We start from the raw sequence: 23,286 nt of genomic DNA, 5'->3' as shown, positions 1-23,286 counted from the left end.
CGTAAAGAAATGATTCATGTCACTGCATCATGGACATTAATCGCACTTTCGTACTTGGTATAGACAAATTCTCTGATTTGTAAACATTCATAGCTGCGCAAAAGGGGCGCTCCCCCAGGGAAGCGCCCCGAATTCGAGCGATCTACACCGCTCGAATCTGTGCCGTCACGATGTCACCTGTCTCCCGGATCCAACCCGAGGCGAGCGCGGAACGCCTGCACAGCAGCGTCACCCGCACGAATCTCCAGCTTCGGATCGGAGGCCGGAAGCCACACCGAGCGCCCCTGCCCCAACTCGATGCTCTCGCCGCCGCACTCGACCGTGGCCGAGCCCGACGTACACAGCAGGATCTGAGGTCCGCACGGAGCCAGCGACACGGTCTCGCCCGCATCGAGTTCGAAACGCGACAGAGCGAACTCCGGAGCCGGCGTGCGATACCGCCATTCGTGCGAACCCACAAGGTCCGCCTCGAGGATCGGCACACCGGGCGCACCGAAATCGAGCACTCTCAACAGTTCCGGCACATCGACATGCTTGGGAGTCAGGCCGCCGCGCAGGACATTGTCCGAGTTCGCCATGATCTCGATACCCATCCCGTGCAGGTAGGCATGCAGGTTGCCCGCGTCGAGGTACAAGCCCTGACCGGGCTCGAGGGTGATCCGGTTCAGCAACAATGATGCGAGAACACCCGCGTCGCCGGGATAGATCTCGGCGAGCTGCAACGCGGTGCGTACCTCGGCGACGAACTCACGGGGAGCATCACCTCCGGTCGCGAGATACGTCACACACCCGTCCAGGACGCGCGGAACGAGCGCGGACAGCGCCTGCGCCGGCAACGTGATCCAGGTGGTGAACAGGGCACGGAGACCATCGGAGTCCGGCTGACCCGCAAGCAGGCCCACATACGGATCGAGTTCGGGCACGCGCAGCGCCTCGAGCAGCTCGACGGTACGCGCCGCAGAGCGGAATCCCGCGAGCGCCTCGAAACGTGTCAAGGCGACGACCAGTTCGGGCTTGTGGTTCGGGTCGCGGTAATTGCGCACCGACGAGTCGAGTGGCACGCCGAGCGCTTCCTCACGCGCATAGCCCTCAGCAGCCTGCGCGGCGCTGGGATGCGCCTGCAACGACAACGGTTCCTCCGCCGCGAGCAGCTTCAACAGGAACGGCAGCCTCGGTCCGAAGCGTTCGACGATGTCGTCCCCCAGCTGCGCGGGAGGATCCTCGTCGAGCAGATCGAGCAGTGACACCGGCACATGGTCGTCGTCGATCACCCGAGCAGGATCGGCCGGGTGCGCGCCGAACCACAGCTCCGCCTCCGGATGATCGGACGGCACGGTCCTGCCGCACAACGTGGCAATGGCAGTACGCGAACCCCATGCGTAGGAGCGCACTGCACCTTCGAGTCGGTGCACTACCGACCACCGACCAGACGCAGATAGGCCGCCGCCATCTCCAGTCGCACGGTCAGTACCGCCACCTGCTCGAGCGCAGGTGGTACCTCACGGGCTTCGAACTCCCCCACAACAGACACCAATTCCATATCCGGTAGTGCCGCGGCTCGGCGTCGCGCGGCAGGTCGATCCGAGTCCGTGCTGAGCACGAACACCCGCACCGGTGCGACCGGTGCGGGACCGTCCAGTTCCTCGTCGTGGAAGAACGGGTCGTACGTGTCGGAAGCAGCGGTCGAATCGAGCAGGCGATCTCGCGCCACCAGAACATCCGGTAGTGCCGCCGGCGTGGCAACCACACCGGCGATCTGCAACAACGAATCCGTGGAATGCCGCGCCAGCACCGCCGTCGCCGGTGAATCCCCCGCAAACACCACCCGCCGCGACAACATCCGCGTCGCCAGCGCCTTCGCCGGGTTCTCGAAAACCTCGTACGACGGATGGTCACGCGCGGCCTCGGCGTCGACCGAATCGGCGATCCGCCCGAGATCAGGGACCGCGCCACCGAGGCGGGATGTCTCCAGCGACGTGAGCACCGCGCAGAACACAGCGAGGTGCCGCGCGAACACATAGGCAGTCGGGACGTGAATGCGCGGCGCAAGTAACACTGCACGGCCTGCGGCCACCGACCGGACCGGCCCTTCGTCGGGGGCGTCCACTACGACCTCCGCGCTTCGCCGAAGCGCACCGTCGATGGACGCAACCAGCGTCGGATCGCCCGCATCGTCCCCCGCGACGACCACGACGTCGAGCGGTCCTACCCACGGAGGTGTGGTGGGAGCGGCCACGAGCGGCACTGCACAACGATCCGAGAGAAGAGCAACCACGAGCTCAGCCGCGCGACCGGCGCGGACACCGCCGGCGACGAGAACGACGCTGCGCGGATGAATGCCCCGCAGGCGGTCGCGCAGGAACTCGTCGGCGGCAGAGACGCTCGCGCGAATCTGCGCGCCCCCGAGCGCGGCGCTACGCAGGATGCCGTCGACATCGGCCTCGATGAGCGCACTCGCGTCATCGAAGTCGAACAGCGGCGAGGGAGCCGTCACGACCGTGCCCCCTTTCTCTCCTCGCAGACTCTGGTCGGCCCGACGCTGCATACACACCGGACACTTCGATTATCGCTGCCACGAATGCTTCCGTCACGCACGCACGACAGCCAGAATTTCTTCGACCAGTGCGTCGACCTCCGCGCGGGTGGGCGCCTCCACATTCAGCCGCAGCAGCGGCTCAGTGTTCGACGCCCGCAGGTTGAACCAGGTGTGGCCGGGGAGTTCGACGGTCACTCCGTCGAGCCGGTCGACGGACCGGGTGCGGTCCGCGAACGCATCGACGACTGCCTCGGTCCGCTCCGCCGCGTCGCTGACGGTGGAGTTGATCTCACCCGACGCCTCGTACCGGTTGTAGGACGCCATCAGATCGGACAACGAACCGTCGTGACCCGCGAGCGCGGCGAGGACATGCAGCGCGGCGAGCATGCCGGAGTCGGCGCCCCAGAAGTCGCGGAAGTAGTAATGGGCAGAATGCTCGCCGCCGAACACCGCACCGGTCTCGGCCATCTGCTGCTTGATGAACGAGTGGCCGACACGGGTGCGCACCGGTTTCCCACCGAGCTCCGCGACCAGTTCGGGCACGACGCGCGACGTGATCAGGTTGTGGATGATCGTGGCCCCCGGCTCCTTACCGAGTTCGCGAGCCGCGACCAAGGCGGTCACAGCAGACGGAGTCACGAGTCCACCGCGCTCGTCGACGACGAAGCAACGGTCCGCGTCGCCGTCGAAGGCCAGGCCGACATCGGCACCGGATTCGACGACGAGGCGCTGCAGATCCACCAGGTTCGCGGGATCGAGCGGGTTGGCCTCGTGGTTCGGAAAAGTCCCGTCGAGTTCGAAGTACAGCGGCACCAGGTCGATCGGGAGCGGCCCGAACGTGGCCGGGACGGTGTGTCCGCCCATTCCGTTCCCGGCGTCGACCGCCACCTTCAGCGGGCGCATCTGCGACAGATCGACCAATCCCCGAACAAACGACGCGTACTGCTCGAGGACGTCCTGTTCGGTAATCGTGCCGTGAGCGCCGTCGTAGGCCGGAACCCCCTCGATCACGTCGGTGGAGATAGTTCCGAGCCCGGTCTGCTGGCCGACCGGCTTCGCACCGGCCCAGCACAGTTTGATGCCGTTGTACTCGGCCGGGTTGTGGCTCGCGGTGAACATCGCACCGGGCGCGTCGAGAATGCCGGAGGCGAAGTACAGCTGATCCGTGGAGGCGAGGCCGATGAGCACCACGTCGAGTCCTTGCGCGACGACACCCTCGGCAAAGGCGCCGGCCAGCGTCGGGGACGATTCGCGCATGTCGTGACCGATCACCACTCGGGTTGCGGCGCTGTCGTCCCGGACGAGACGTGCGAACGACGCACCGACCTCGCGGACGAACTCCTCGTCGATCTGCGTCCCCACCACGCCGCGAACGTCGTACGCCTTGATCACGGCTGCAACCGATTCGGCAGATCTCGCCACTGTTTCCGCTCCTGATCGTCGAATTGCACCGCGCCATCCTCGTGGCGCAGGTCCGCGATCAGCCTAGTGCGACGGACTCAGCTCGTGGGATCGGGCAACACCCGAAGGTGACCTCGGCGGCCGGTGCGGGCGGTCGACGGAACCGCTACCCGCGGCGCGACCTCGGCCTCCGCCGGATCCGCTTCGGCGCGGTCGCGTTCGCCCATGCCTGCCTCGCGCACCGCCTCGGCGAGAGCGGTGAGATCGTCCTCGTCGGGGGTGGCGGTGTCGAACGCCCCCTCGTATCGGACGAGTTCCCAGCCCTTCGGCGCGGTGATTCTCGAGCCGTGCGTTTCGCACAGATCCCACGAGTGCGGCTCTGCGACCGTTGCCAGGGGCCCCACAACGGCGGTCGAGTCCGAATACACGTAGGTCAGCGTCGCAACAGCAGGGTTCTTGCACCCAGGCCGGCAGCATCGACGCAGTGATCTCACGCATCGGAGCGTAGCGTGTCGCCGGCCCCGGGACTATTCGGACACACCGGGGAGCATCCGTCTGTTTTCCTCTGTCGTAATCTCCACTGCATGGCCCGAGCACGTCGTACCACCCCCGTGTCATCCCGCGCGGTGACGCGACGCGGTCGCGGAATCCGCGGACCGCTCTTTCCTCACGACCTGCCGGCATGGAAGTCGCGGGCCGAGAAATTCGACCTCCTGGTGCTCAGCGCGTTCGCGCCGATCGACGCTCAGTGGCACGACCGGCTGACGAAACTCGATCTCGCGGTCGACGATGTTCCGAAGATTCGCGCACGCGACCCCGACTCGGTCAACTGGCCCGACGAGGTCGTCGCCGACGGGCCGGTCCCACTGTCGCGCCTCGTCCCCGCGGGTATCGACCGTCGCGGCGCTGCGACTCGCGCCAGGATCGTGTTGTTCCGTCGGCCGCTCGAGCTCCGCGCGGAAGATCCCGACGATCTCACCGACCTCGTTCACGACGTGCTCGTCCACCAGGTCGCGACCTACCTCGGTCTCGAACCGGAGGTCGTCGATCCGGAACTCGGCGATCTCGGCGACGAGAGCTGAACGAGCAGGGCCGAACGGACAAGCAAGGCCGGACGCGACGAAGGCCGAGCACTCGGTCGCCCGAGTACCCGGCCTTCGTCACGCATCACCTCCGGACACAAATGGATCGAGCCCGTACTCCCCGTACCGGACCTGACCCGACCGTCAGACGATGCCGCGCTTGAGGCGCCGCCGTTCCCTTTCGGACAGCCCACCCCAGATTCCGAAACGTTCGTCGTGAGCAAGGGCATACTCGAGACACTCGTCACGAACTTCACACCCCAGGCAGATGCGCTTCGCTTCCCGCGTCGAACCACCCTTTTCAGGGAAGAACGCCTCCGGGTCGGTCTGTGCGCACAGTGCACGTTCCTGCCACTGCTCTTCTACGTCCGCCGAATCACCGAATCCTGTAATCAGTTGCAGAATCGGTGTTCCGCTGTCGGAATCGTCGCAGTCACTCTCGACTGGCGTATCGATCCGAGAGATCTCGAAAACTTCGCGCTCGTCGGCCATCCTCCGCCTCCTCACCTGCAGCGCCGCAACTTTCGCGGATCGGGATCTTTCTGCCACCCCCCGAATCTTGTTCGAATGCGACGTCGTCGCAATCGATCCCGATCCGGAAACTCGGAATGACACATATGTGATTAGACACGCCGGGCGTGTCGCGGTCAAGCGGAACGGATTTTCTCGCTTACGATCGACGACTTTGCAATTTCTTGGTTTAGGACGGCGCTCGACGGGGTACCACGCGCACCACATAGGCTGGCCCCGTGAATGTGACTGTATTGGTCGGAGGTGTCGGCGGTGCCCGTTTCCTCACAGGGTTGCGGAAACTCCTCGACATCGCACCGGGCTCGGACATCGACCCCGACGCGCCGCATCGGATCACCGCCGTCGTCAACGTCGGCGACGACGTGTGGATGCACGGCCTGAGGATCTGTCCCGATCTCGATACATGCATGTACACACTCGGCGACGGAATCGACACCGAGCGCGGTTGGGGCCGCAAGGCCGAAACCTGGAATGCCAAGGAAGAACTCGCGGCATACGGAGCAGACCCCGACTGGTTCGGTCTCGGCGATCGCGACATCGCCACCCACCTGATCCGCACGAGAATGCTGCGTGCAGGATATCCGCTCTCCGCCGTCACCGAAGCGCTGTGTACGCGATGGAAGCCCGGAGTCACGTTGCTCCCGGCGTCCGACGACCGCAGCGAGACCCACGTCGTGATCACCGACCCCGCCGACGGCAATCAGCGCGCAATCCACTTCGAAGAATGGTGGGTGCGTCATCGCGCACAGGTCCCCACCCACAGCTTCGCCCACATCGGCGCAGACGAGGCAAAACCTGCACCGGGTGTCCTCGACGCGATCCAGTCCGCCGACGTGGTCGTTCTGGCGCCGTCGAACCCTGTCGTCAGCGTCGGCGCGATCCTCGCCGTTCCGGGCATCCGCGGCGCACTACGGACGACGAAGGCGAAGGTCATCGGCCTGTCCCCCGTCGTCGGCGGTAAGCCACTGCGCGGCATGGCCGACGCGTGCCTCGACGTGATCGGCGTCGACACCACCGCAGAGGCCGTGGGTCGACATTACGGAGCGCGTAGCGGCACCGGAATCCTCGACGGCTGGCTCGTGCACTCGACCGATGACGCCGATGTCCCGGGCGTCGATGTGCGGAGCGTGCCGCTCCTCATGTCCGATCCCGACACGACCGCCGACATGGCACGTGCCGCACTGGAACTCGCCGGAGTGCAATTGTGATGCCCGCAGACAGCACGACCGACGCCCCGGTGCGCGACCACGCACCCGGCGGCCCTCTCGAGATCCGGCCGGTCACCGGACTACCCGAGTTCCGACCCGGCGACGACCTCGCAGCCGCCCTCGTCGCTGCTGCGCCGTGGCTCACCGACGGCGACATCCTGGTGGTCACCAGCAAAGTCCTGTCGAAGACCGAGGGCCGCATCGTCCCCTCGCCCACCGACCCCGACGCGCGCGACGCACTCCGACGACGCCTCGTCACACAGGAAGCGGTGAGGGTGCTCGCTCAGAAGGGCCGCACCCTGATCACCGAGAACAAGCTCGGGATCGTGCAGGCCGCGTCGGGAATCGACGGCTCCAACGTCGACGGCGCGGAACTCGCGCTCCTACCCGAGAATCCCGATGCCAGCGCCGCCGCATTGCGCACCCGGATCTCCGAACTACTCGGAGTCACCGTCGGCGTCGTGGTCACCGACACCATGGGTCGTGCGTGGCGTATCGGCCAGACCGACGCAGCGATCGGATCGGCCGGACTGCCGGTCCTCCACGGCTACGAGGGCTCCCACGACTCGCAAGGCAACGAACTCATGGTCACGTCCGTCGCACTCGCCGACGAGATCGCGGCCGCTGGAGATCTCGTCAAGGGCAAGCTCGGCGGAGTCCCCGTCGCGGTGGTGCGCGGGCTCGATCTACCCGACGACGGTTCCACCGCGCGCGCACTCGTGCGCGGCGGCGAGGACGACCTGTTCTGGCTCGGCACCGCCGAAGCACTCGAACGGGGCCGACGTGAAGCACTGCTGCTGCGCCGATCGATTCGCGAGTTCTCCGCCGACCCTGTCGATCCCGAAGACCTGCGCGACGCGGTCGCCGAAGCTCTCACCGCGCCGGCGCCCCACCACACCCGCCCGGTCCGGTTCGTGTGGGTGCGGACCGAGCAGGTCCGCCGCCGGCTCCTCGATCGGATGCGCGACCGCTGGGCCGACGATCTCGCGGGCGACGGACTCGATCCCGTCGCCATCGAACGCCGTCTCGCACGCGGATCGATCCTCTACGACGCACCCGAAGTTCTGGTGCCGTTCTGGGTCCCCGATGGGGCCCACGAGTATCCGGATGCGCGCCGCACCGCCGCCGAAGCCACGATGTTCACCGTCGCCGCGGGCGCGGCCGTGCAGGGATTGCTCGTCGCACTCGCGACACGCGGCCTGGGAAGCTGCTGGATCGGCTCGACGATCTTCGCCCCCGACGTCGTGCGTGAGGAACTCGATCTCCCCGGCAACTGGTCGCCTCTGGGCGCGATCGCGGTGGGATATCCGAATGACGCGCCGCAGCCGCGCGAAGCCGCTGATCCCGGCGACGCCCTGCGGGAGCTGTAATCGTGTCGGCCGATTCCCTGCACGCGTCCGCACTCGAGAGGCTCGACGCGTGGTACACCGATTCGGTGGACGCCGAGTCCTTACGGCACACGATGCTCGCGTTCCTCGACTCCGCGCCAGGCGGCTGCCTGCGCTCCCACGTTCCCGGGCATATCACCGCGTCATCGCTCGTACTCGACGCAGATCACCGCAATGTCCTGCTCACGCTGCATCCGCGGGTCGGCAGGTGGATCCAGCTGGGTGGGCACTGCGAGGAGAGCGACGAGACCGTCGTCGATGCCGCGCTGCGCGAGGCCCGCGAAGAGTCGGGCATCGACGAACTCACGATCGATCCGAACGTGCTCTCGGCGCATACGCACCCGATCACGTGCTCGCTCGGCGTACCCACACGGCACCTCGACCTGAGGTTCCTCGTGATCGCACCGGTGGGTGCGGTACCGGTGCGCAGCGACGAGTCGACAGACCTGCAGTGGTGGCCGATCGACGCGTTGCCGACCGACGCAGAACACGAGACGATCGACCTCCTCGTACGGCTCGCTGCTGCTCGACGCTGATCCGCTGTGGTCGGCCGGCGCGCTACAGGTCGATAGGTGCCGGCACCGGGCGCTTCGGGGCAATCCCGTCGCCCGACGATTCGCCTCGGACCCGTCGCCCCACCCACGGCACGAGGAACTCGCGCGCCCACTTGGCGTCGGCCCGACGCTGCTCGGGGCGAGCAACGACCGGTGTCGGCCCGAGATCGACGGGCTCGATCCGATGCTGCGCTCCCAACGCATCCAACACCCGGATCGCCATGTTGCGGTGCCCTTCCGGCGACATGTGCAAGCGATCGAAGTCCCACATGCGGTAGTCCCGGTATTCACCGAACCGCCAGTAGTCGACGAGTGTCGCACCGTGGCGGTCGGCGACCCCCCGGACGAGTTCGTTGTAGATGGCGATCCGTCCCCGCAGGTGCCGGAACACCGGGGCCCAGCCGACGTCGTACGCCGTCCACATCAGCACCCGGGCGCCGGTTCCGGTGAGCGCGGCGATCGCCTCCTCGTACTGCGCGACGAGCACATCGAGATCCAGGCCGGGCCTCATGATGTCGTTGCCGCCCGCATAGATCGTCACGAGGTCGGGTTCGAGTGCAAGTGCAGCATCGAGCTGTTCATCGAGGATCTGCCGGAGCAACCGTCCACGGATCGCGAGGTTGGCATAGCCGAATCCGTCATTGCCGCGAGCGAGCTGCTCGGCAACACGATCGGCCCACCCGCGCACACCGTTCGGGCGAGTGGGGTCGTCGTCTCCCACTCCCTCGGTGAACGAATCCCCCAGCGCCACATACTTCCTGTAGGTCACGGCGTTGTCGATCTCAGACATCGGTGCTGAACCGGATCCCTCCATCCGGGATCTGGACGCCGGGCCACACCCGCGCACCACGCAGCAGTTCGCAGCGCGCACCGATGTCGGCGCCGTCGCCGATCACACCGTCGCGGATCAACGCGCGCGGACCCACCCGCACACCGAATCCGACGATCGTCCGCTCGATCACCGCACCGGCCTCGACCCGCGCACCGTCGAAGATCACGGCACCGTCGAGGCGGGCACCCGCACCGATCTCGGCGCCGCGGCCGACCACCGTCCCCCCGATCAGCAACGCACCCGGAGCAACGGACGCACCGGGATGCACCAGCGACTCCCCACGCTGGCCGGGCAACGCCGGCGACGGAGCGATCCCGCGCACCAGATCCGCCGAACCACGCACGAAGTCCTCCGGCGTGCCCATGTCACGCCAATACGCGGCATCCACGTGGCCGAACAGCTTCTTGCCCTCTGTCAGCAGCGCGGGAAACACCTCACGCTCGACCGACACCGGACGACCCTCAGGGATCGCCTCGATGACCTCGCGGCGGAACACATAGCAACCCGCGTTGATCTGGTCGGTCGGCGGATCCTGCGTCTTCTCCAGGAAGGCCGTGACGCGACCGTCGGCGTCGGTCGGCACACAACCGAACGCGCGGGGATCACCCACACGGACGAGGTGCAAGGTGACGTCGGCCTCGGTGCGGACGTGGGTGTCGAGCACCGCACCGAGATCGGTTCCACCGAGCACGTCCCCGTTGAACACCATGACGTTCTCTGCGCGAAGCTTCGGCAGCACGTTGCGGATGCCGCCGCCCGTCCCGAGCGGCTCGGTCTCGGTGACGTACTCGATCTCGAGACCGAGATCGGATCCGTCCGCGAAGTGCTCCTCGAAGACCTCCGCCTTGAACGACGTGCCGAGCACCACGTGCTTGATGCCCGCCTCGCGAATCCGTGCGAGCAGGTGTGTCAGGAACGGCAGTCCCGCGGTGGGCAGCATGGGCTTCGGCGCCGACAGTGTCAGCGGGCGAAGCCTCGTCCCCTGCCCGCCGACCAGGATCACCGCGTCGGTATGCGGTGCGGCAGCACTCGTCATGATTTCCCCTGTTTCTCGTCGAAATCGGTCCCCTCATGACCGACCTTGCCTGCATCGCGCTCGCGCACGGCCGAAGCAACCGCCAGCTTGGATCGCACCGCGAGACCACCGCGCAGCGCCCAGCGCAACGGCGCCTGCCACGGATGCGGATGCCGATCGGCCTGGAATCGGTACGCACTCTCATGATGCGCCGGAAGCATCAGTTCCGGGTGACGTCCCGCCGCGTGCCCCTTCGCGTGCGTCACCTCGGCGGACGGAACGTAGACGTTGTGCCATCCGGCGCGCCCGAGACGATCACCGAGGTCCACGTCCTCCATGTACATGAAATAGCGGGAATCGAATCCATCGACGGTATCGAACGCGGCGCGACGAAGAAGCAGGCAGGACCCGGAAAGCCATCCGACGGGCCGCTCACTGATCGCCTCGTTCTCCTGGCGGTAGCGCTGTGTCCACGGGTTCGTGGGCCATACCGTTCCGAGCAGTGCGTGGCCGGCACCGGACGACAACGTCGGCACCGTGCGCGCGGACGGATAGATGCTCCCGTCCGGTTCACGGATCAGCGGCCCCAGCGAACCGGCGCGCGGCCACCGCCCGGCCGCCTCCAGCAGCGTGTCCAGTGAGCCCGGACTCCAGCGGACGTCGGGATTGGCGACCACCACGAACTCTGCCGACCCGTCGATCTCGGCAACCGCACGGTTGACTGCGCCGCCGTAGCCGATGTTGCCCCCGGTGTGCAGCAGGGTGACGTTCGAATGCGCCAGCGCTGCCGCTTCCGGCGCGCCGTCGGTCGAACCGTTGTCGGCCATGATCACCCGGGTGCGCAGCGACGTCGCCGTCGCGAGCGACGTCAGAAAGTTCTCGAGGTGCTCGCCGGGCGAGTAGGTCACCGTCACCACGGCCAGCGTCGAATCCACGCGCGCAACCATAGCGGCCGAAGCGATGTGCGACGAGTCACAGGCGGACTTCGCCGGGCTCATTCCGGCGCATCCAATGCGCCGAGCGCTGCACTCAACGCTTCCCGCCACGGCCTGAGCGGAGTGAGACCGGCAGCCGACCAGGCCTGCCCGTCCAGTACCGAGTAGGCGGGACGCGGAGCCGGGCGGACGAACTCGTCACTCGTGCAGGGGTGAACCCGTTCCGGATCGGCGCCGACACCGGCGAAGACTGCGCGAGCCAGGTCGTACCACGTGGCCTCACCCGCGTTGGTCGCGTGCAGAATCCCACCCGGTACCGGATCGGCGTCGGCGCGGGTGGCGAGTTCCAGCAGGCCCGCGGCGAGGTCGCGGGCATAGGTAGGGCATCCGACCTGGTCGTCGACTACGCGCACGGTGTCGCGGTCACGTTCGAGACGTCGCATCGTCGCGACGAAATCGTTTCCGTCGCCGGTGTAGACCCATGCGGTCCGCACGATGTGCGCGGACGGCAGGGCCGCGAGGACAGACTGCTCACCGAGCAGCTTGGTCCGTCCGTAGGCGCTACGGGGGTCGGTGGGCGCATCGACCGGGTACGGCTGTGTGGCGTCTCCGGCGAACACGTAGTCGGTGGACACGTGGATCAGGGTTGCACCCACGTCGGCGCAGACCCGGGCGAGCACTGCCGGTCCGTGCCCGTTGACCGCCGTGGCGGCTTCCTCGTCGGTCTCCGCCGCGTCGACCGCCGTGTATGCGGCGCAGTTGATCACCACCGACCCCGGAGCGACGGCGCCGGCCACCGATGCGTCATCGGTGATGTCGATCTCGGCGGAGCCTGCGCCACGAATCGGAATTCCGGAGGAGGTCGCAAGGTCGATCACATGGCGGCCGAGCTGGCCGTGGGCCCCGGTCACAAGAACGTTACGCACCTGTTCGAGTCTGGCACGCCGGTGTCGGACACGCCCGCCGAGGAATTCCACCAGTAACCTTCATCGGGTACCCGGACGCCAGTCGAAGGAGGATCGCACGTGCCGTCAGAGCCGCCCCGCCGCAGGACCAGGGCGCGCCCCAGCACGGACGAGCGGCGTAGGACGCGTCCGACGGGCTCGTCGTCCCGGCCCGTACGCGAGGGACACACGTCCCGGCGCCCGACCGCGGAACGCGCGAGGCCCCAGGCCACTCAGGGGGTATCACGGGTGTTCACAGGCCGGCCGCGCCAATTCGCTGCCGCGATCGCCGCCGCACTCGTCCTGATCGCTACGGGGGTCGGATGGCGCACCTACGATTCGTTCGCATCGTCGCTCGCATCGGTGGACGGTCTCAACCTCGGAAACGGCGCGGACGGCGCCCTCGACATCCTCCTGGTGGGTACCGACAGCCGCACCGACGCGCACGGCAACCCCCTGTCGCAGCGCGAGCTCGACGCATTGCGCGCCGGCGAAGAGGTCGCCAACAACACCGACACCATCATCTTGATCCGGGTGCCCAACGACGGAAGCTCCGCGACAGCCATATCCATTCCCCGCGACACCTACGTCGACGTGCCGGAGATCGGAATGTCGAAGATCAACGCCGCGTACGGCGCGACGAAGGAACTCGCGCGACTCGAGGCCGTCGAGTCCGGTGAAGAGGCCGCGGTCGAGGAGACCTCCACGAAAGCCGGCCGGGAAGCGTTGATCGAATCGGTCGCGGACCTGACCGGCGTGACGGTCGATCACTACGCCGAGGTCGGTCTGCTCGGCTTCGTCCTACTCACCGACGCGGTCGGCGGCGTCGATGTGTGCCTGAACGCCCCGGTGGACGAACCGATGTCGGGCGCCCGTTTCACGGCCGGGGAACAGACCCTGCAGGGGTCCGATGCACTGAGCTTCGTCCGTCAGCGTCACGACCTGCCGCGAGGCGATCTGGATCGGATCGTGCGGCAGCAGGTGTTCATGGCCTCGCTCGTGCAGAAGGTCCTCAGCGCGAAGACGTTGAGCAATCCGTCGAAGGTGGGGCAACTGACCGCTGCGGTGCAGCGCTCGGTGGTGCTCGATTCGGATTGGGACATCGTGCAACTCGCTACCCAGATGCAAGATCTCGCGGGTGGTGCGGTGCAGTTCTCGACGATTCCGGTGCAGGACATCAATGCGATGACCGACTACGGCGAGTCCGTCGTCCAGGTCGATCCGGACGAGGTCCGTGAGTATGTGGCCGGCCTGGTCGGTGCGGACTACGACGGATCCGAGACACCCACCGCCAGTGACACACCGGCCCCCGATATCGACCCGTCGACCGTGACCGTGAACGTCTCCAACGCCGGCAGCGTGTCCGGGTTGGCATCCGAGGTGTCGCTGGCGATGAGTTCCGAAGGCTACGTCGAGGGCGTGGTCGGCAACTACGAGGGCGGCACGATGTCCTCGACCACCCTGTACGCCGCCGATCCCGACTCCGACGAGGCACTCGCCGTTGCCGCCGCGCTCGGGAACGTCGACATCGACTCCGACCCGAACCTCCCGTCCGGAACCGTCGAGGTGGTGCTCGCCGACGACTACACCGGCCCGGGTTCGTCGTCCTACTCCGGATCGAGCTCAGGATCCACGTCGGACACGACAACGCAATCCGATGTGATGCCGGCGGGTGAGTCGGCGACGCCGGCCCCGGCCGCACCGCCCATCGACGCCGGGTCCGACGGACCGCGCTGCGTCAACTGATCGATCCCGCACCGACTCCCGAGAACGAGGTTTTCCGTGACAACCCTGACCGCAGCCCTGCTCGACCCGATCCTCGCGTCCGATCCCGCCGGCCCGCGCATCACGTGGTACGACGATGCGACCGGCGCGCGGATCGAACTGTCCGCACTCACGCTCGCAAACTGGGCAGCCAAGACCGCCAACATGATCCGCGACGAGTTCGGGTTGCTACCCGGCGGCCGGGTTGCGGTGCTACTGCCCGCACATTGGCAGAGCGCGGCGGTCCTGCTCGGTGCATGGTGGGCAGGCACCGAAGTGGTTCTCGACGCCGACCCCGACGCGGATCTCGCGCTCGTCACCCCGGACCGGCTCGACGAGGTCGACGACGTCACAGAGGTGGCAGCGCTGTCCCTGGACGCATTCGGACGCCCCGTGGCCGACCTGCCACCGGGTGTCACCGACTACGCCACGAATGTGCGGCTGCACGGCGACCAGTTCCGCCCGACAGCATCGACGACGACGGTGACGTCCGGCGCCGGCGACGCCGCACTCGGCGGCCGCACGGCCGCCGACGTGCTTGCGGCGGCGAAGGAGTCCGCGGCGCGATCGGGGATCACCGGAACCGACCGCGTGTTGTCGAGCCGCGACTGGGGCACCGTCGACGAGCTCGTCGACGGATTGCTCGCTGCACTCTCGGTCGGCGCTTCCCTCGTCCAGGTGAGCAATCCCGACCCTGCCGCGATCGAACGGCGCATCGCCAGCGAGAAGATCACCGCACGATTGGACGCATGACGCACACCGTGGCGCTGAGCCACCGGCAGCGAGGTCGACAACTACTGCCCGGCGCCGCCGGTCCGGTAGCCGCCGTCCTCGAGCCCTGCTTCGATCTCGAATCTGTTGCGCGAACCGGGATTGCGTAGTTCCTCACACAGGTAGCGCACAGCGAAACCGAGTCCGTGTCGCGCCCATTGGTCGGCGTGGACGGCTTCGTGTCGAAGCAGCCGGCGCGGTGGTGGTTTTCGGGTGAGGAACACTCCGCCGACGGTGGTGCCACCGCGCGCGAATCCGCCGCGCATGCCGGTACACACATAGAGACCGAACTCATCGTCGAACATCACCGCACCGCCCCAGAGCCGGGCCCAACCCAACGCCAGAGCGGTAGGGATACGGGCGGACGGCACTCCCCGCGATGCCCGCGTCATGCGGTGTGAAGACCGGCCTGTTCTCGACACGAGTGGAGCCTAGCGACGGTGGGCGGCCCTCACCCGAGGACCGCCCACCCGCGACACGCTGTTCAGGCCCGTATCGGGACGGCGTCTTCCACCTTGTCGAGCTTCTTCCGCTTGGCGACGGGGATGCTGAGCGTGATTGCGGCCGCGACCAACGCGACCCCACACCCGATGAGCAGCCCTGTCCGGAAGCCTGCTTCGGTCGGGATGCTGTAGCCGCCCGACTGCACGCTCATCTGAGCCAGCACGACACCGACGACGGCGGCCGAGATCGACGTGCCCATCGCGCGCATCAGCGAGTTGACGCTGTTGGCGGATGCCGTTTCGCTCTGAGGGACGGAACTCATGATCAGCGCGGGCATTGCACCGTACGCGAATCCGACGCCGGTACTGCAGATCGCGGCAACGATCATCAGGCCCCACGTCGAGCCCATGAGCAACTGCGACGAGCCGTACGCGATCGCGATGATCACGCACCCTACGAACAGGGAGACCTTGGGCCCGCGCGCCGACGACAGCTTGCCGGCGATCGGCGAGACGGCCATCATCATCAAACCGCCGGGCGCCATCCACAGACCCATTGCCAGCATCGATTGGCCGAGTCCGTATCCGGTTTCGGTGGGAAGCTGGAGCAGCTGCGGGATGATCAACGACTGCGCGTACATCCCGAATCCGACCACAAGTGATGCCGCGTTGGTCAGCAAAACTGCGGGCCGGGCCGCGATCCTCAGGTCGACGAGCGGGTCGGTGCGGCGTAGTTCCCACCAACCCCAGGCCACCAGCACGATCGCCGCAAGAGCGAACAGCTCGAGAGTCGTCGAACTCCCCCATCCCCAGTCGGCTCCCTTCGACACCGCGACCAGCAAGGATGTCAGCGCGATACCGAGACCGATGGCGCCCACGATGTCGAAGCGTCCGGGATTCGCCTTGGCCTGACCATCGGGCACCACGTTCCACAGCAGCACGAATACCACCGCACTGAGGACTGCCGTTGCCCAGAACAGCACACGCCAGCTCGTGTTCTCGGCGACAGCAGCAGCAATGGGGAGGCCAAGAGCGCCGCCGATACCCATAGACGCGCTCATCAGAGCGATCGACGAGTGCAGACGCTCGGGCGGGAGAACGTCACGCAGCAGACTGATACCCAGCGGAATCAGGCCGACGCCCAGCCCCTGCAATCCGCGACCGAGAAGCATCGGCAGCAGCGACGACGACAGCGCACACAGCACCGCACCGAGGATCAACGGAATCGTGCAGATCAACAGCATCCGACGCTTGCCGTATGTGTCGCCGAGGCGCCCGATGACCGGCGTCGCGACCGCGCCCGTGAGCAGAGTGACGGTGATCACCCATGATGCATTGGACGCGGTCGTGTCCAACATCATGGGCAGTTGACCGATGAGGGGAACCACGAGCGTCTGAGTGAGAGCGCCGACAATTCCGGTGAACGCGAGCACCCCCACCAACAGCGAGGGACGCACTTCCGGCGCCGCGACAGAACCTTGCATGAAACGAACTCCGTCTTCGAGTAAAGAAAAACCCAAGCCAGCGGGTAATATGTATTGAGCACATGGTATGCATGATGCATATTCGCGGGTCAACACCGAGTTCGCCCATACTGGGAAAACGCGACCTAGGAGTGATGAGACACACAGATGGACAAGCCGACGCACCTGATCGAGTTCGAAATGATGCTCATCGGGCGGCATCTCAACTTCTTCGGCCCCCGCCGGCGAGATGCCGGACGTCTGGACCGCAGTGCGTACACCATGCTCAGTCGCCTCTCAGCCCAGGGACCGATGAGCATCGGCCAGCTGAGCGACGCATTCGGACTCGATTCATCCACGGTCAATCGCCAGACCTCGACACTGTTGAAGACAGGGTTGGCCGAGCGCATCCCCGACCCTGACGGGGGCATCGCACGCAAGTTCCAGATCACCGAGGACGGCGCCCGACGCCTGGACCACGAACGCGCCCGAGCGATCGAGTCGCTCGAGCGCGTTCTGGTCGATTGGGACGCCGACGACGTGGCCGAATTCGCGCGCTATCTCGAACGGTTCAACACCGACATCGAACGCTTGTCCGGCTCGCCGTGGACCCGGCGCGCCGACATCGGGCACCCGAAGAGCTCGTGACTACCCGGCCAGCGCAGCCACGGGCGACACCCGACTCGCCCGCTGCGCCGGCACCAGGGAGGCGACGATGCCTGCCACGCCGCCCGCGACAACGATTCCTGCCAACTGCAGCCAGGGCACAGCGCCGAGACCGACATGGCTCGCACCGATGACCGATGCGGTGCCGAACGTCCCGAGCACCAGACCGAGTGCGACACCCAGGACCGACGCGACTCCCGCGATGATCACTGCCTCACGCACGAGAAGGCTCCGCACTCCTGACCGGGACAGACCCACCGAGCGGAGCATCGCCGTCTCTCGTCGCCGTTCGAGAACCGACAAGGCCGTGGTGTTGCCCACCCCGATGAGCGCGATCACCACGGCGACCGACAGGAGGCCGGCCACGATCAGCAGCATCGTGTCGAGGACGTTCTCGAGTGTCTGCCTCATCTTCACAGCTCCGACGACCTCGCTACCCGGAAACGCTGCCTCCGCCACCCGCGACACCTCGTCGCTGACAGCGACCAGGTCCTCCTCGGACAGATCGTCGTCCAGTTTCAGCCACATCGTTTCAGGCGCTGCCGAATCATCGACTGCACTCAGGTCGCCCATGGAGATCATGTCCGGCGACCCGGCGTCTGCAATGGCGACGGTCAGGTCGTGCATGCCGGTGCCACCGCCGACCTCGACGATCTCGCCGTCGTGCACGCCCAATGTCTCCGCCAGCGACCGCTCGAGCACGATCGTCCCGGCTTCGGGCAGGCGCACTTCGGCGCGGATCGTCGCCGCGGCGGACGCCGGATCGACACCCAGGACAGAAAATTCCGTACCTGCCACCGTGACCGTCGCAGACGCGATCTCGGTGCCCGCGTGAACCCCGTCGATCGCGGTGAAGCGGGCCGAGCCGCCCACGGGAACCGGTTCTGTAGTCGCGCTGACAGCGATATCCACCGGGAAGTTCTGATCGACGACTTCGGGTGCCCCGGCCTTGAGCGTGCCGATGCCCACAACGATCGTCGCCGTCAGCGTCACCCCGATGAACAGGGCCGTCGCAGTCGATGCAGTCCGCCGCGGATTGCGTCGCGCATTTCCGGCCGCGAGGGATGCGATCGGCCCGCCCACCCTGGCGAAGGCGTCCCCGACAGCCCCCACTGCCGCCGGCACGATCCGGCGCGAGGCCAGGACGACACCCACGAACAGCAGCAGACCACCTGGACATGCGATCAGTACGTTGCTCACCCAGGCGCCGATGACCAGTAATGCCGAACCGCCGGCCATCGCCAGCAGCGCACACGCGCGGCGCACCCACGACTCGCCCACCGGCTCGGGCTGAGCTTCGAGCGGATGCATCGCTGCGAGCGCCGATACCCGTGTCGCCGCTCGAGCCGCGCCGTTCGCTGCGACCACCGTGACGACGGTTCCGAGTACGAGTCCGGCGACGATCGTCGTGATCGTCACCGAGACGGAGGTCAGAGGAAGCGGAGCATCCGCCGCGCGGGCACCCGCAACAACACCCGCAGCGAGCACGCACCCGGCGAGCACGCCGAGAACGGCGGAGACGGAGCCGACGATCAGCGCCTCACCTCGCACGCTGCGCCGCACCTGGGAAGCGGTGACACCGACGCATCGCATGAGCGCCAGCTCACGGGTCCGTGCGGCAAGCAGCACCGCGAACGTGTTCGCGATGACGAGTCCTGCCACGACCACCGCGATCGCCGCGAAGCACAGCAGAACGTTGCGCAGCAGGGCGATGTCCCCGACGTGCGCGTCGGACACCGCAGTGGCACGCGCCTCACCCGAGACCACCTCGGTCCCCGGCGCGGCGAGCGCGACCGCGTCGCGCACCGCATCACCGTCGCCCGCGACACGTATCTCCCAGTCCGCAGACTCTCCGGACCACGCCCGTACCTGCGCAGCGTCACCGAAGATCTGGCCCGAATCCATCGCGAGGGGCGAACCGGCCACGTCCACCACACCGACCACAGTCACGGACGCGGGTGCCGTCCCACCCGACAGATCGGCCACCGTGACGGTGTCACCGACCGCGCGCCCCGACGACGAACCCACCGCTATCTCTCCGTCGCCGGCGGGCCATCGGCCATCCGCGAGCCGTTGCCAGCGCATCGACTCGTCGGAAGCGATCGTGGCCGCAGTACCGTACGCGGATGCTCCGTCCGCGTACGCGAGCCGGACGGGACCGGTCACGTCGAGGGTGGCCGCGCGCACACCCGGCGCTGCCCCGACCGCGGACAACGTCCGATCCGGGTCCGTCTCGGGCCCCTCGGGTGTCACCACCGTGGCAATCCCTTCGTACTGCGCCGCAGTCGATTTCGTGATCGACGCATTCACGGTGTCACTGAGCACGAGAGTCAGCACGACGAACGCCACCGCAACGATCACCGCGAGCGCCGTCGCGACGTACCGCCCTCGGTGGGCGCGGGCCTGCGCCAGAACAAGGTGCCTCATCGCGCCGCCACCGCCGCACCGGTCACGTTCAGCGCGCGCATCGTGTCGATGACGGTATCCGTGGTCGGGTGCGCGATCTCACCGGCAGGGCGCCCATCGGCGAGCAGAACCACCCGGTCCGAATACGACGCCGCAACCGGATCGTGCGTCACCATCACCACCGTCTGACCGGTTTCCCGCGCACTCGACCGCAGCATCGACAGCACCTCCGCGCCGGACTGCGAATCGAGATTGCCGGTCGGTTCGTCAGCGAAGATGACGTCGGGTTGCGGCAACAGCGCCCGCGCGACAGCGACCCGCTGCTGCTGACCGCCGGACATCTCGTGTGGCAGATGGTCGAGACGAGCGCTCAGACCGAGGCGGCCGGTCACCTCGTCGAACCACTCCTGCGACGGTCGCGTACCGGCGAGGCGCATCGGCAGCAGCACGTTGTCGCGGGCGGTGAGCACAGGCAGCAGGTTGAACGCCTGGAACACGAAACCTATACGGTCGCGGCGTAATCCGGTCAGCACCGCATCCGAGGCAGCACTGATCTCGACATCCTCTCGGCGACCGTCACCGTGAAGAACCACACGTCCGGAATCGACACCGTCGAGACCGGCGAGGGCATGCATGAGGGTCGATTTACCGGAGCCGGACGGACCCATGATCGCGGTGAAGCGGCCTCGCTCGAATGCTACGGAAACCCCGTCGAGGGCCCGCACCTCGGCATCACCGCGTCCATAGACACGGACCACGTCGTGAGCGGAACAAGCCGGAACGAATGTGCTTCTCGAAGTCATACATCGACGGTAGGAACGATGTGTCGCGAGAACATCGGAGCGCAGCTCCATCTTGCCCCACGCCGCCCTCGCACCCTGGTAGTACCGACCTACGACGCGGGTCCGACCACGGTCCTACTCACCTGCTCCGAGCAACTCGTCGGGCCGCACGAGACCGGCCCGGAATGCGAACAGCACCGCCTGGACCCGATCGCGTGAACCGGTCTTCGCCAGAACCCTACCCACGTGGGTCTTCACGGTTCCCGCCGACAGCACGAACCGATCAGCGATCTCGGTGTTGGTCAGCCCGTGAGCCATCGCGACGAGAACCTCGAGTTCACGAGGCGTGAGGTCATCCGGAACCGACGCTGCTGCAGCAGAACTCGATTTCCCCTCCCCCAACAGCGGTGTGACGTGCTGAAGCAGACGACGTGTCGCGCGCGGCGCCATGACAGCATCGCCCCGGTGCACGGTCCGCACTGCATCGAGCAGGTCCTCCGGAAGGGCGTCCTTGAGGAGGAAACCGCTCGCGCCGGCAGCGATGGCCTGAACGACGTAGTCGTCGTTGTCGAACGTGGTGAGCACCACAACTTTCGGGGCATCCGGAGCGCGCAGGAGGGTGCGGGTCGCGGAGATCCCGTCGAGCCGCGGCATCTGGACGTCCATCAGGACCACGTCGGTGCGCACCCGACCGAGTTCGACGACCGCAGCCTCGCCGTCGGAGGCCTCGGCGACAACCTCGATGTCGGGTTGCGACTCGAGCACCATACGGAAGCCCGCGCGCACGAGCTGCTGATCGTCGACGAGTGCGACGCGGATGGGTTCGGCGAATTCGATCACGACGGCCAGCCTATGCCGGGACCTCGGCACGGACCCGATAGCCACCGCCGTCCCGTGGCCCGGTGATCGAGCGACCACCGTGCAGCCGAGCACGCTCTTCGATACCGGTCAGACCCTGTCCCCCCGGCCGTGCTTCCACGAGCGCAGCGGCGCCGCGACCGTCGTCGACGATCTCGACGACGAGCGTGTCGGTGCGCCAGTCGAGGGTCACTTCGGTGTGCGCGCGAGGTCCAGCGTGTTTGAGGACGTTGGTGAGAGATTCCTGCACGATCCGGTAGACGGACAGGCCCAGGCCGTCCGAGACATCACGGATCTCCCCTGTCACAGCGAGCGTCACTTCCAGGCCGCTCGTACGTATCTGCTCGACGAGCGTGGGGATGTCGCCGATACCCGGTGTCGTGGTGAATTCACGCGGAGTCTCCTCTCGCAGTACCGACAGCAGCGATCGCATGTCGGTCAGCGCCCGTCGACCCGTTTCGGAGATCGTGGTGAGTGCGGTGGCTGCCGCTTCCGGGTCGGCGGACGCCGCGTACCGGCCACCGTCGGCCTGGGCGATGATCGCGGTGAGCGAATGCGCGACGATGTCGTGCATCTCCCGCGCGATACGCGTCCGTTCCTGGGTCGCGGCGAGTTCGGCCTCTTTGAGACGTTCGACCTCGAGCAATCGGTTGCGTTCGGTGAGGGCTTCCATCTCCCGCACCCGCAGACCCCGGAGACGACCGAACGCCCATATCCCGCCTACGAACAGCGCCACCATCGTCGCCGACGCCACCGTGTCGAAGAGGGTGCGCCCTTCGTACTGCCCGAAGAACCGGATCCCTGCCAGCGCGCCCCCGGTCACCGCTGCCACCAGGGCGATGTTGGCCCACAAGCGCGGGGCATACGCAGCGAGCGCATACACCGCCATGGGTACCGCGACCGGTGCCACCGGCGACATGTCCGAGGACACCGCGAGGTGACCGAACGCCGCAGCGGCGACGACCGCGCCCGCGAGCACCGGGCGGGTACGGCGCCAGGCGAGAGGCACACTCAGCGCGAGGACGAGTGCCGCATCACTCCACTCCAGATCCGAGGTCGCCACGACGAGCAATCCGAACGCCGTGACCATGCCCGCGATGACCGAGTCGACGACGAGCACGCGGCCACGACTCCACCGTTGCCAACGTTCGATCATCGAGGTGGTCTGCACGGGTCACACCGTCAGCCGAGCAGCTTCTGCCGCAACGCCTCGTCCTTGTCGAGCACCATGCTCTCGAGTCCGGCCTGGAACTGCTCCATGCGTTCACGCAGCGCCGCGTCGGCAGTCCCGAGAATGCGGGCCGCGAGCAGTCCGGCGTTACGTGCCCCGCCGATCGACACGGTGGCCACGGGGACACCAGCAGGCATCTGCACGATCGACAGCAGCGAGTCCATCCCGTCGAGGTACTTCAACGGAACCGGAACTCCGATCACCGGCAGGGGGGTCGCGGACGCCACCATCCCGGGCAGGTGGGCTGCACCGCCGGCGCCGGCGATGATGACCTCGATCCCGCGACCGGCGGCGTCCTTCGCATAATCGAGCATGCGCTGGGGGGTGCGGTGGGCGGAGACGACACCGACCTCGAATCGGATACCGAACTCGGCGAGCGCCTCGGCCGCGGCTTCCATCGTGGGCCAATCCGAATCGCTGCCCATGATCAGGCCGACCTGTGCGCCCTGCGTCATGGCGGTTCCCCGTGTCGTGTC

23 protein-coding genes are annotated in these 23,286 nt (G+C 67.1%); 7 read left to right on the top strand and 16 right to left on the bottom strand.

Annotated elements, in window-relative coordinates:
* Positions 1 to 173 precede the first annotated feature (173 nt).
* The 4 genes from manA to Q7514_RS08305 all read right to left on the bottom strand — a co-directional run bounded on the left by manA (position 174) and on the right by Q7514_RS08305 (position 4,431).
* Positions 174 to 1,412, bottom strand: a complete 1,239-nt coding sequence (manA, locus tag Q7514_RS08320) for a mannose-6-phosphate isomerase, class I (RefSeq protein WP_330132791.1) — start codon at positions 1,410 to 1,412, stop codon at positions 174 to 176.
* Positions 1,412 to 2,494, bottom strand: a complete 1,083-nt coding sequence (locus Q7514_RS08315) for a tobH protein (RefSeq protein WP_330132790.1) — start codon at positions 2,492 to 2,494, stop codon at positions 1,412 to 1,414. The genes manA and Q7514_RS08315 overlap by 1 nt, the downstream gene beginning before the upstream one ends.
* A 93-nt stretch (positions 2,495 to 2,587) precedes the next feature.
* On the bottom strand, positions 2,588 to 3,958 hold the full coding sequence (locus Q7514_RS08310) for a phosphomannomutase/phosphoglucomutase (protein ID WP_330132789.1): 1,371 nt from the start codon (positions 3,956 to 3,958) through the stop codon (positions 2,588 to 2,590).
* 77 nt (positions 3,959 to 4,035) lie between these two features.
* Positions 4,036 to 4,431 carry a DUF3499 domain-containing protein gene (locus tag Q7514_RS08305; RefSeq protein ID WP_330132788.1) on the bottom strand — a complete coding sequence of 132 codons (396 nt, stop codon included), beginning with the start codon at positions 4,429 to 4,431 and terminating at the stop codon, positions 4,036 to 4,038.
* A gap of 90 nt (positions 4,432 to 4,521) precedes the next feature.
* Between Q7514_RS08305 and Q7514_RS08300 the strand changes: the two genes are divergently transcribed.
* Positions 4,522 to 5,019 (top strand): metallopeptidase family protein, encoded by a 498-nt coding sequence (locus Q7514_RS08300; protein ID WP_330132787.1) that lies wholly within the window; start codon positions 4,522 to 4,524, stop codon positions 5,017 to 5,019.
* Positions 5,020 to 5,163: 144 nt separating this feature from the next.
* Here the strand turns inward: Q7514_RS08300 and Q7514_RS08295 are convergent, their stop codons facing one another.
* The gene (locus tag Q7514_RS08295; RefSeq protein WP_199233150.1) at positions 5,164 to 5,424 is read right to left on the bottom strand and encodes a WhiB family transcriptional regulator; all 261 of its coding nucleotides are present in this window, start codon (positions 5,422 to 5,424) and stop codon (positions 5,164 to 5,166) included.
* Positions 5,425 to 5,768: 344 nt separating this feature from the next.
* On the opposite strand from Q7514_RS08295, the gene cofD reads away from it, so the two are divergent.
* From cofD to Q7514_RS08280, 3 genes are read left to right on the top strand one after another with little or no spacing between them, the layout of a single operon-like run.
* Entirely contained in the window at positions 5,769 to 6,758 is a 990-nt protein-coding gene (gene cofD / locus Q7514_RS08290) for a 2-phospho-L-lactate transferase (protein ID WP_330132786.1), read from the top strand.
* The gene (locus tag Q7514_RS08285) at positions 6,758 to 8,128 is read left to right on the top strand and encodes a coenzyme F420-0:L-glutamate ligase (protein ID WP_330132785.1); all 1,371 of its coding nucleotides are present in this window, start codon (positions 6,758 to 6,760) and stop codon (positions 8,126 to 8,128) included. The genes cofD and Q7514_RS08285 overlap by 1 nt, the downstream gene beginning before the upstream one ends.
* 2 nt (positions 8,129 to 8,130) lie before the next feature.
* A complete protein-coding gene (locus Q7514_RS08280) occupies positions 8,131 to 8,682 on the top strand; it encodes an NUDIX hydrolase (RefSeq protein WP_330132784.1) in 552 nt (183 codons plus the stop codon).
* Between the two features lie 22 nt (positions 8,683 to 8,704).
* On the opposite strand, the gene Q7514_RS08275 is transcribed toward Q7514_RS08280, so the two are convergent.
* Genes Q7514_RS08275 through rfbD form a run of 4 tightly spaced genes read right to left on the bottom strand, consistent with a single transcriptional unit; the run spans position 8,705 to position 12,408 of the window.
* Positions 8,705 to 9,490 (bottom strand): SGNH/GDSL hydrolase family protein, encoded by a 786-nt coding sequence (locus Q7514_RS08275; protein WP_330132783.1) that lies wholly within the window; start codon positions 9,488 to 9,490, stop codon positions 8,705 to 8,707.
* On the bottom strand, positions 9,483 to 10,568 hold the full coding sequence (gene manB / locus Q7514_RS08270) for a mannose-1-phosphate guanylyltransferase (RefSeq protein WP_330132782.1): 1,086 nt from the start codon (positions 10,566 to 10,568) through the stop codon (positions 9,483 to 9,485). The genes Q7514_RS08275 and manB overlap by 8 nt, the downstream gene beginning before the upstream one ends.
* The gene (locus Q7514_RS08265) at positions 10,565 to 11,482 is read right to left on the bottom strand and encodes a glycosyltransferase family 2 protein (RefSeq protein WP_330132781.1); all 918 of its coding nucleotides are present in this window, start codon (positions 11,480 to 11,482) and stop codon (positions 10,565 to 10,567) included. The genes manB and Q7514_RS08265 overlap by 4 nt, the downstream gene beginning before the upstream one ends.
* A gap of 59 nt (positions 11,483 to 11,541) precedes the next feature.
* Positions 11,542 to 12,408: a dTDP-4-dehydrorhamnose reductase gene (gene rfbD / locus Q7514_RS08260; RefSeq protein WP_330132780.1), complete on the bottom strand. Its 867-nt coding sequence runs from the start codon at positions 12,406 to 12,408 to the stop codon at positions 11,542 to 11,544.
* 267 nt (positions 12,409 to 12,675) lie between these two features.
* On the opposite strand from rfbD, the gene Q7514_RS08255 reads away from it, so the two are divergent.
* Together Q7514_RS08255 and Q7514_RS08250 are read left to right on the top strand one after the other, a co-directional pair.
* On the top strand, positions 12,676 to 14,172 hold the full coding sequence (locus Q7514_RS08255; protein WP_330132779.1) for an LCP family protein: 1,497 nt from the start codon (positions 12,676 to 12,678) through the stop codon (positions 14,170 to 14,172).
* Between the two features lie 36 nt (positions 14,173 to 14,208).
* Positions 14,209 to 14,943, top strand: a complete 735-nt coding sequence (locus Q7514_RS08250; RefSeq protein WP_330132778.1) for a TIGR03089 family protein — start codon at positions 14,209 to 14,211, stop codon at positions 14,941 to 14,943.
* A gap of 41 nt (positions 14,944 to 14,984) precedes the next feature.
* Here the strand turns inward: Q7514_RS08250 and Q7514_RS08245 are convergent, their stop codons facing one another.
* Positions 14,985 to 15,353 (bottom strand): hypothetical protein, encoded by a 369-nt coding sequence (locus tag Q7514_RS08245; RefSeq protein WP_330132777.1) that lies wholly within the window; start codon positions 15,351 to 15,353, stop codon positions 14,985 to 14,987.
* A gap of 92 nt (positions 15,354 to 15,445) precedes the next feature.
* A complete protein-coding gene (locus Q7514_RS08240) occupies positions 15,446 to 16,888 on the bottom strand; it encodes an MFS transporter (protein ID WP_330132776.1) in 1,443 nt (480 codons plus the stop codon).
* Positions 16,889 to 17,035: 147 nt separating this feature from the next.
* Between Q7514_RS08240 and Q7514_RS08235 the strand changes: the two genes are divergently transcribed.
* On the top strand, positions 17,036 to 17,515 hold the full coding sequence (locus Q7514_RS08235) for a MarR family winged helix-turn-helix transcriptional regulator (RefSeq protein ID WP_330132775.1): 480 nt from the start codon (positions 17,036 to 17,038) through the stop codon (positions 17,513 to 17,515).
* Here the strand turns inward: Q7514_RS08235 and Q7514_RS08230 are convergent, their stop codons facing one another.
* The 5 genes from Q7514_RS08230 to purE form a co-directional block, all read right to left on the bottom strand.
* Entirely contained in the window at positions 17,516 to 19,960 is a 2,445-nt protein-coding gene (locus tag Q7514_RS08230; protein ID WP_330132774.1) for an FtsX-like permease family protein, read from the bottom strand.
* Positions 19,957 to 20,742 carry an ABC transporter ATP-binding protein gene (locus Q7514_RS08225; RefSeq protein WP_330132773.1) on the bottom strand — a complete coding sequence of 262 codons (786 nt, stop codon included), beginning with the start codon at positions 20,740 to 20,742 and terminating at the stop codon, positions 19,957 to 19,959. Before Q7514_RS08225 ends, Q7514_RS08230 begins: the two co-directional genes overlap by 4 nt.
* 114 nt (positions 20,743 to 20,856) lie before the next feature.
* On the bottom strand, positions 20,857 to 21,561 hold the full coding sequence (locus Q7514_RS08220; protein WP_330132772.1) for a response regulator transcription factor: 705 nt from the start codon (positions 21,559 to 21,561) through the stop codon (positions 20,857 to 20,859).
* A 10-nt stretch (positions 21,562 to 21,571) separates the two neighbouring features.
* Complete coding sequence (locus tag Q7514_RS08215) at positions 21,572 to 22,750, bottom strand: sensor histidine kinase (protein WP_330132771.1); 1,179 nt, start codon at positions 22,748 to 22,750, stop codon at positions 21,572 to 21,574.
* Between the two features lie 11 nt (positions 22,751 to 22,761).
* Positions 22,762 to 23,265 carry a 5-(carboxyamino)imidazole ribonucleotide mutase gene (purE, locus tag Q7514_RS08210; protein ID WP_330133079.1) on the bottom strand — a complete coding sequence of 168 codons (504 nt, stop codon included), beginning with the start codon at positions 23,263 to 23,265 and terminating at the stop codon, positions 22,762 to 22,764.
* Positions 23,266 to 23,286: the final 21 nt, after the last annotated feature.

Source organism: Rhodococcus artemisiae (assembly GCF_036327795.1).
GTDB lineage: Bacteria > Actinomycetota > Actinomycetes > Mycobacteriales > Mycobacteriaceae > Rhodococcus > Rhodococcus artemisiae.
This window is presented reverse-complemented; position numbering and strand designations above follow the sequence as displayed.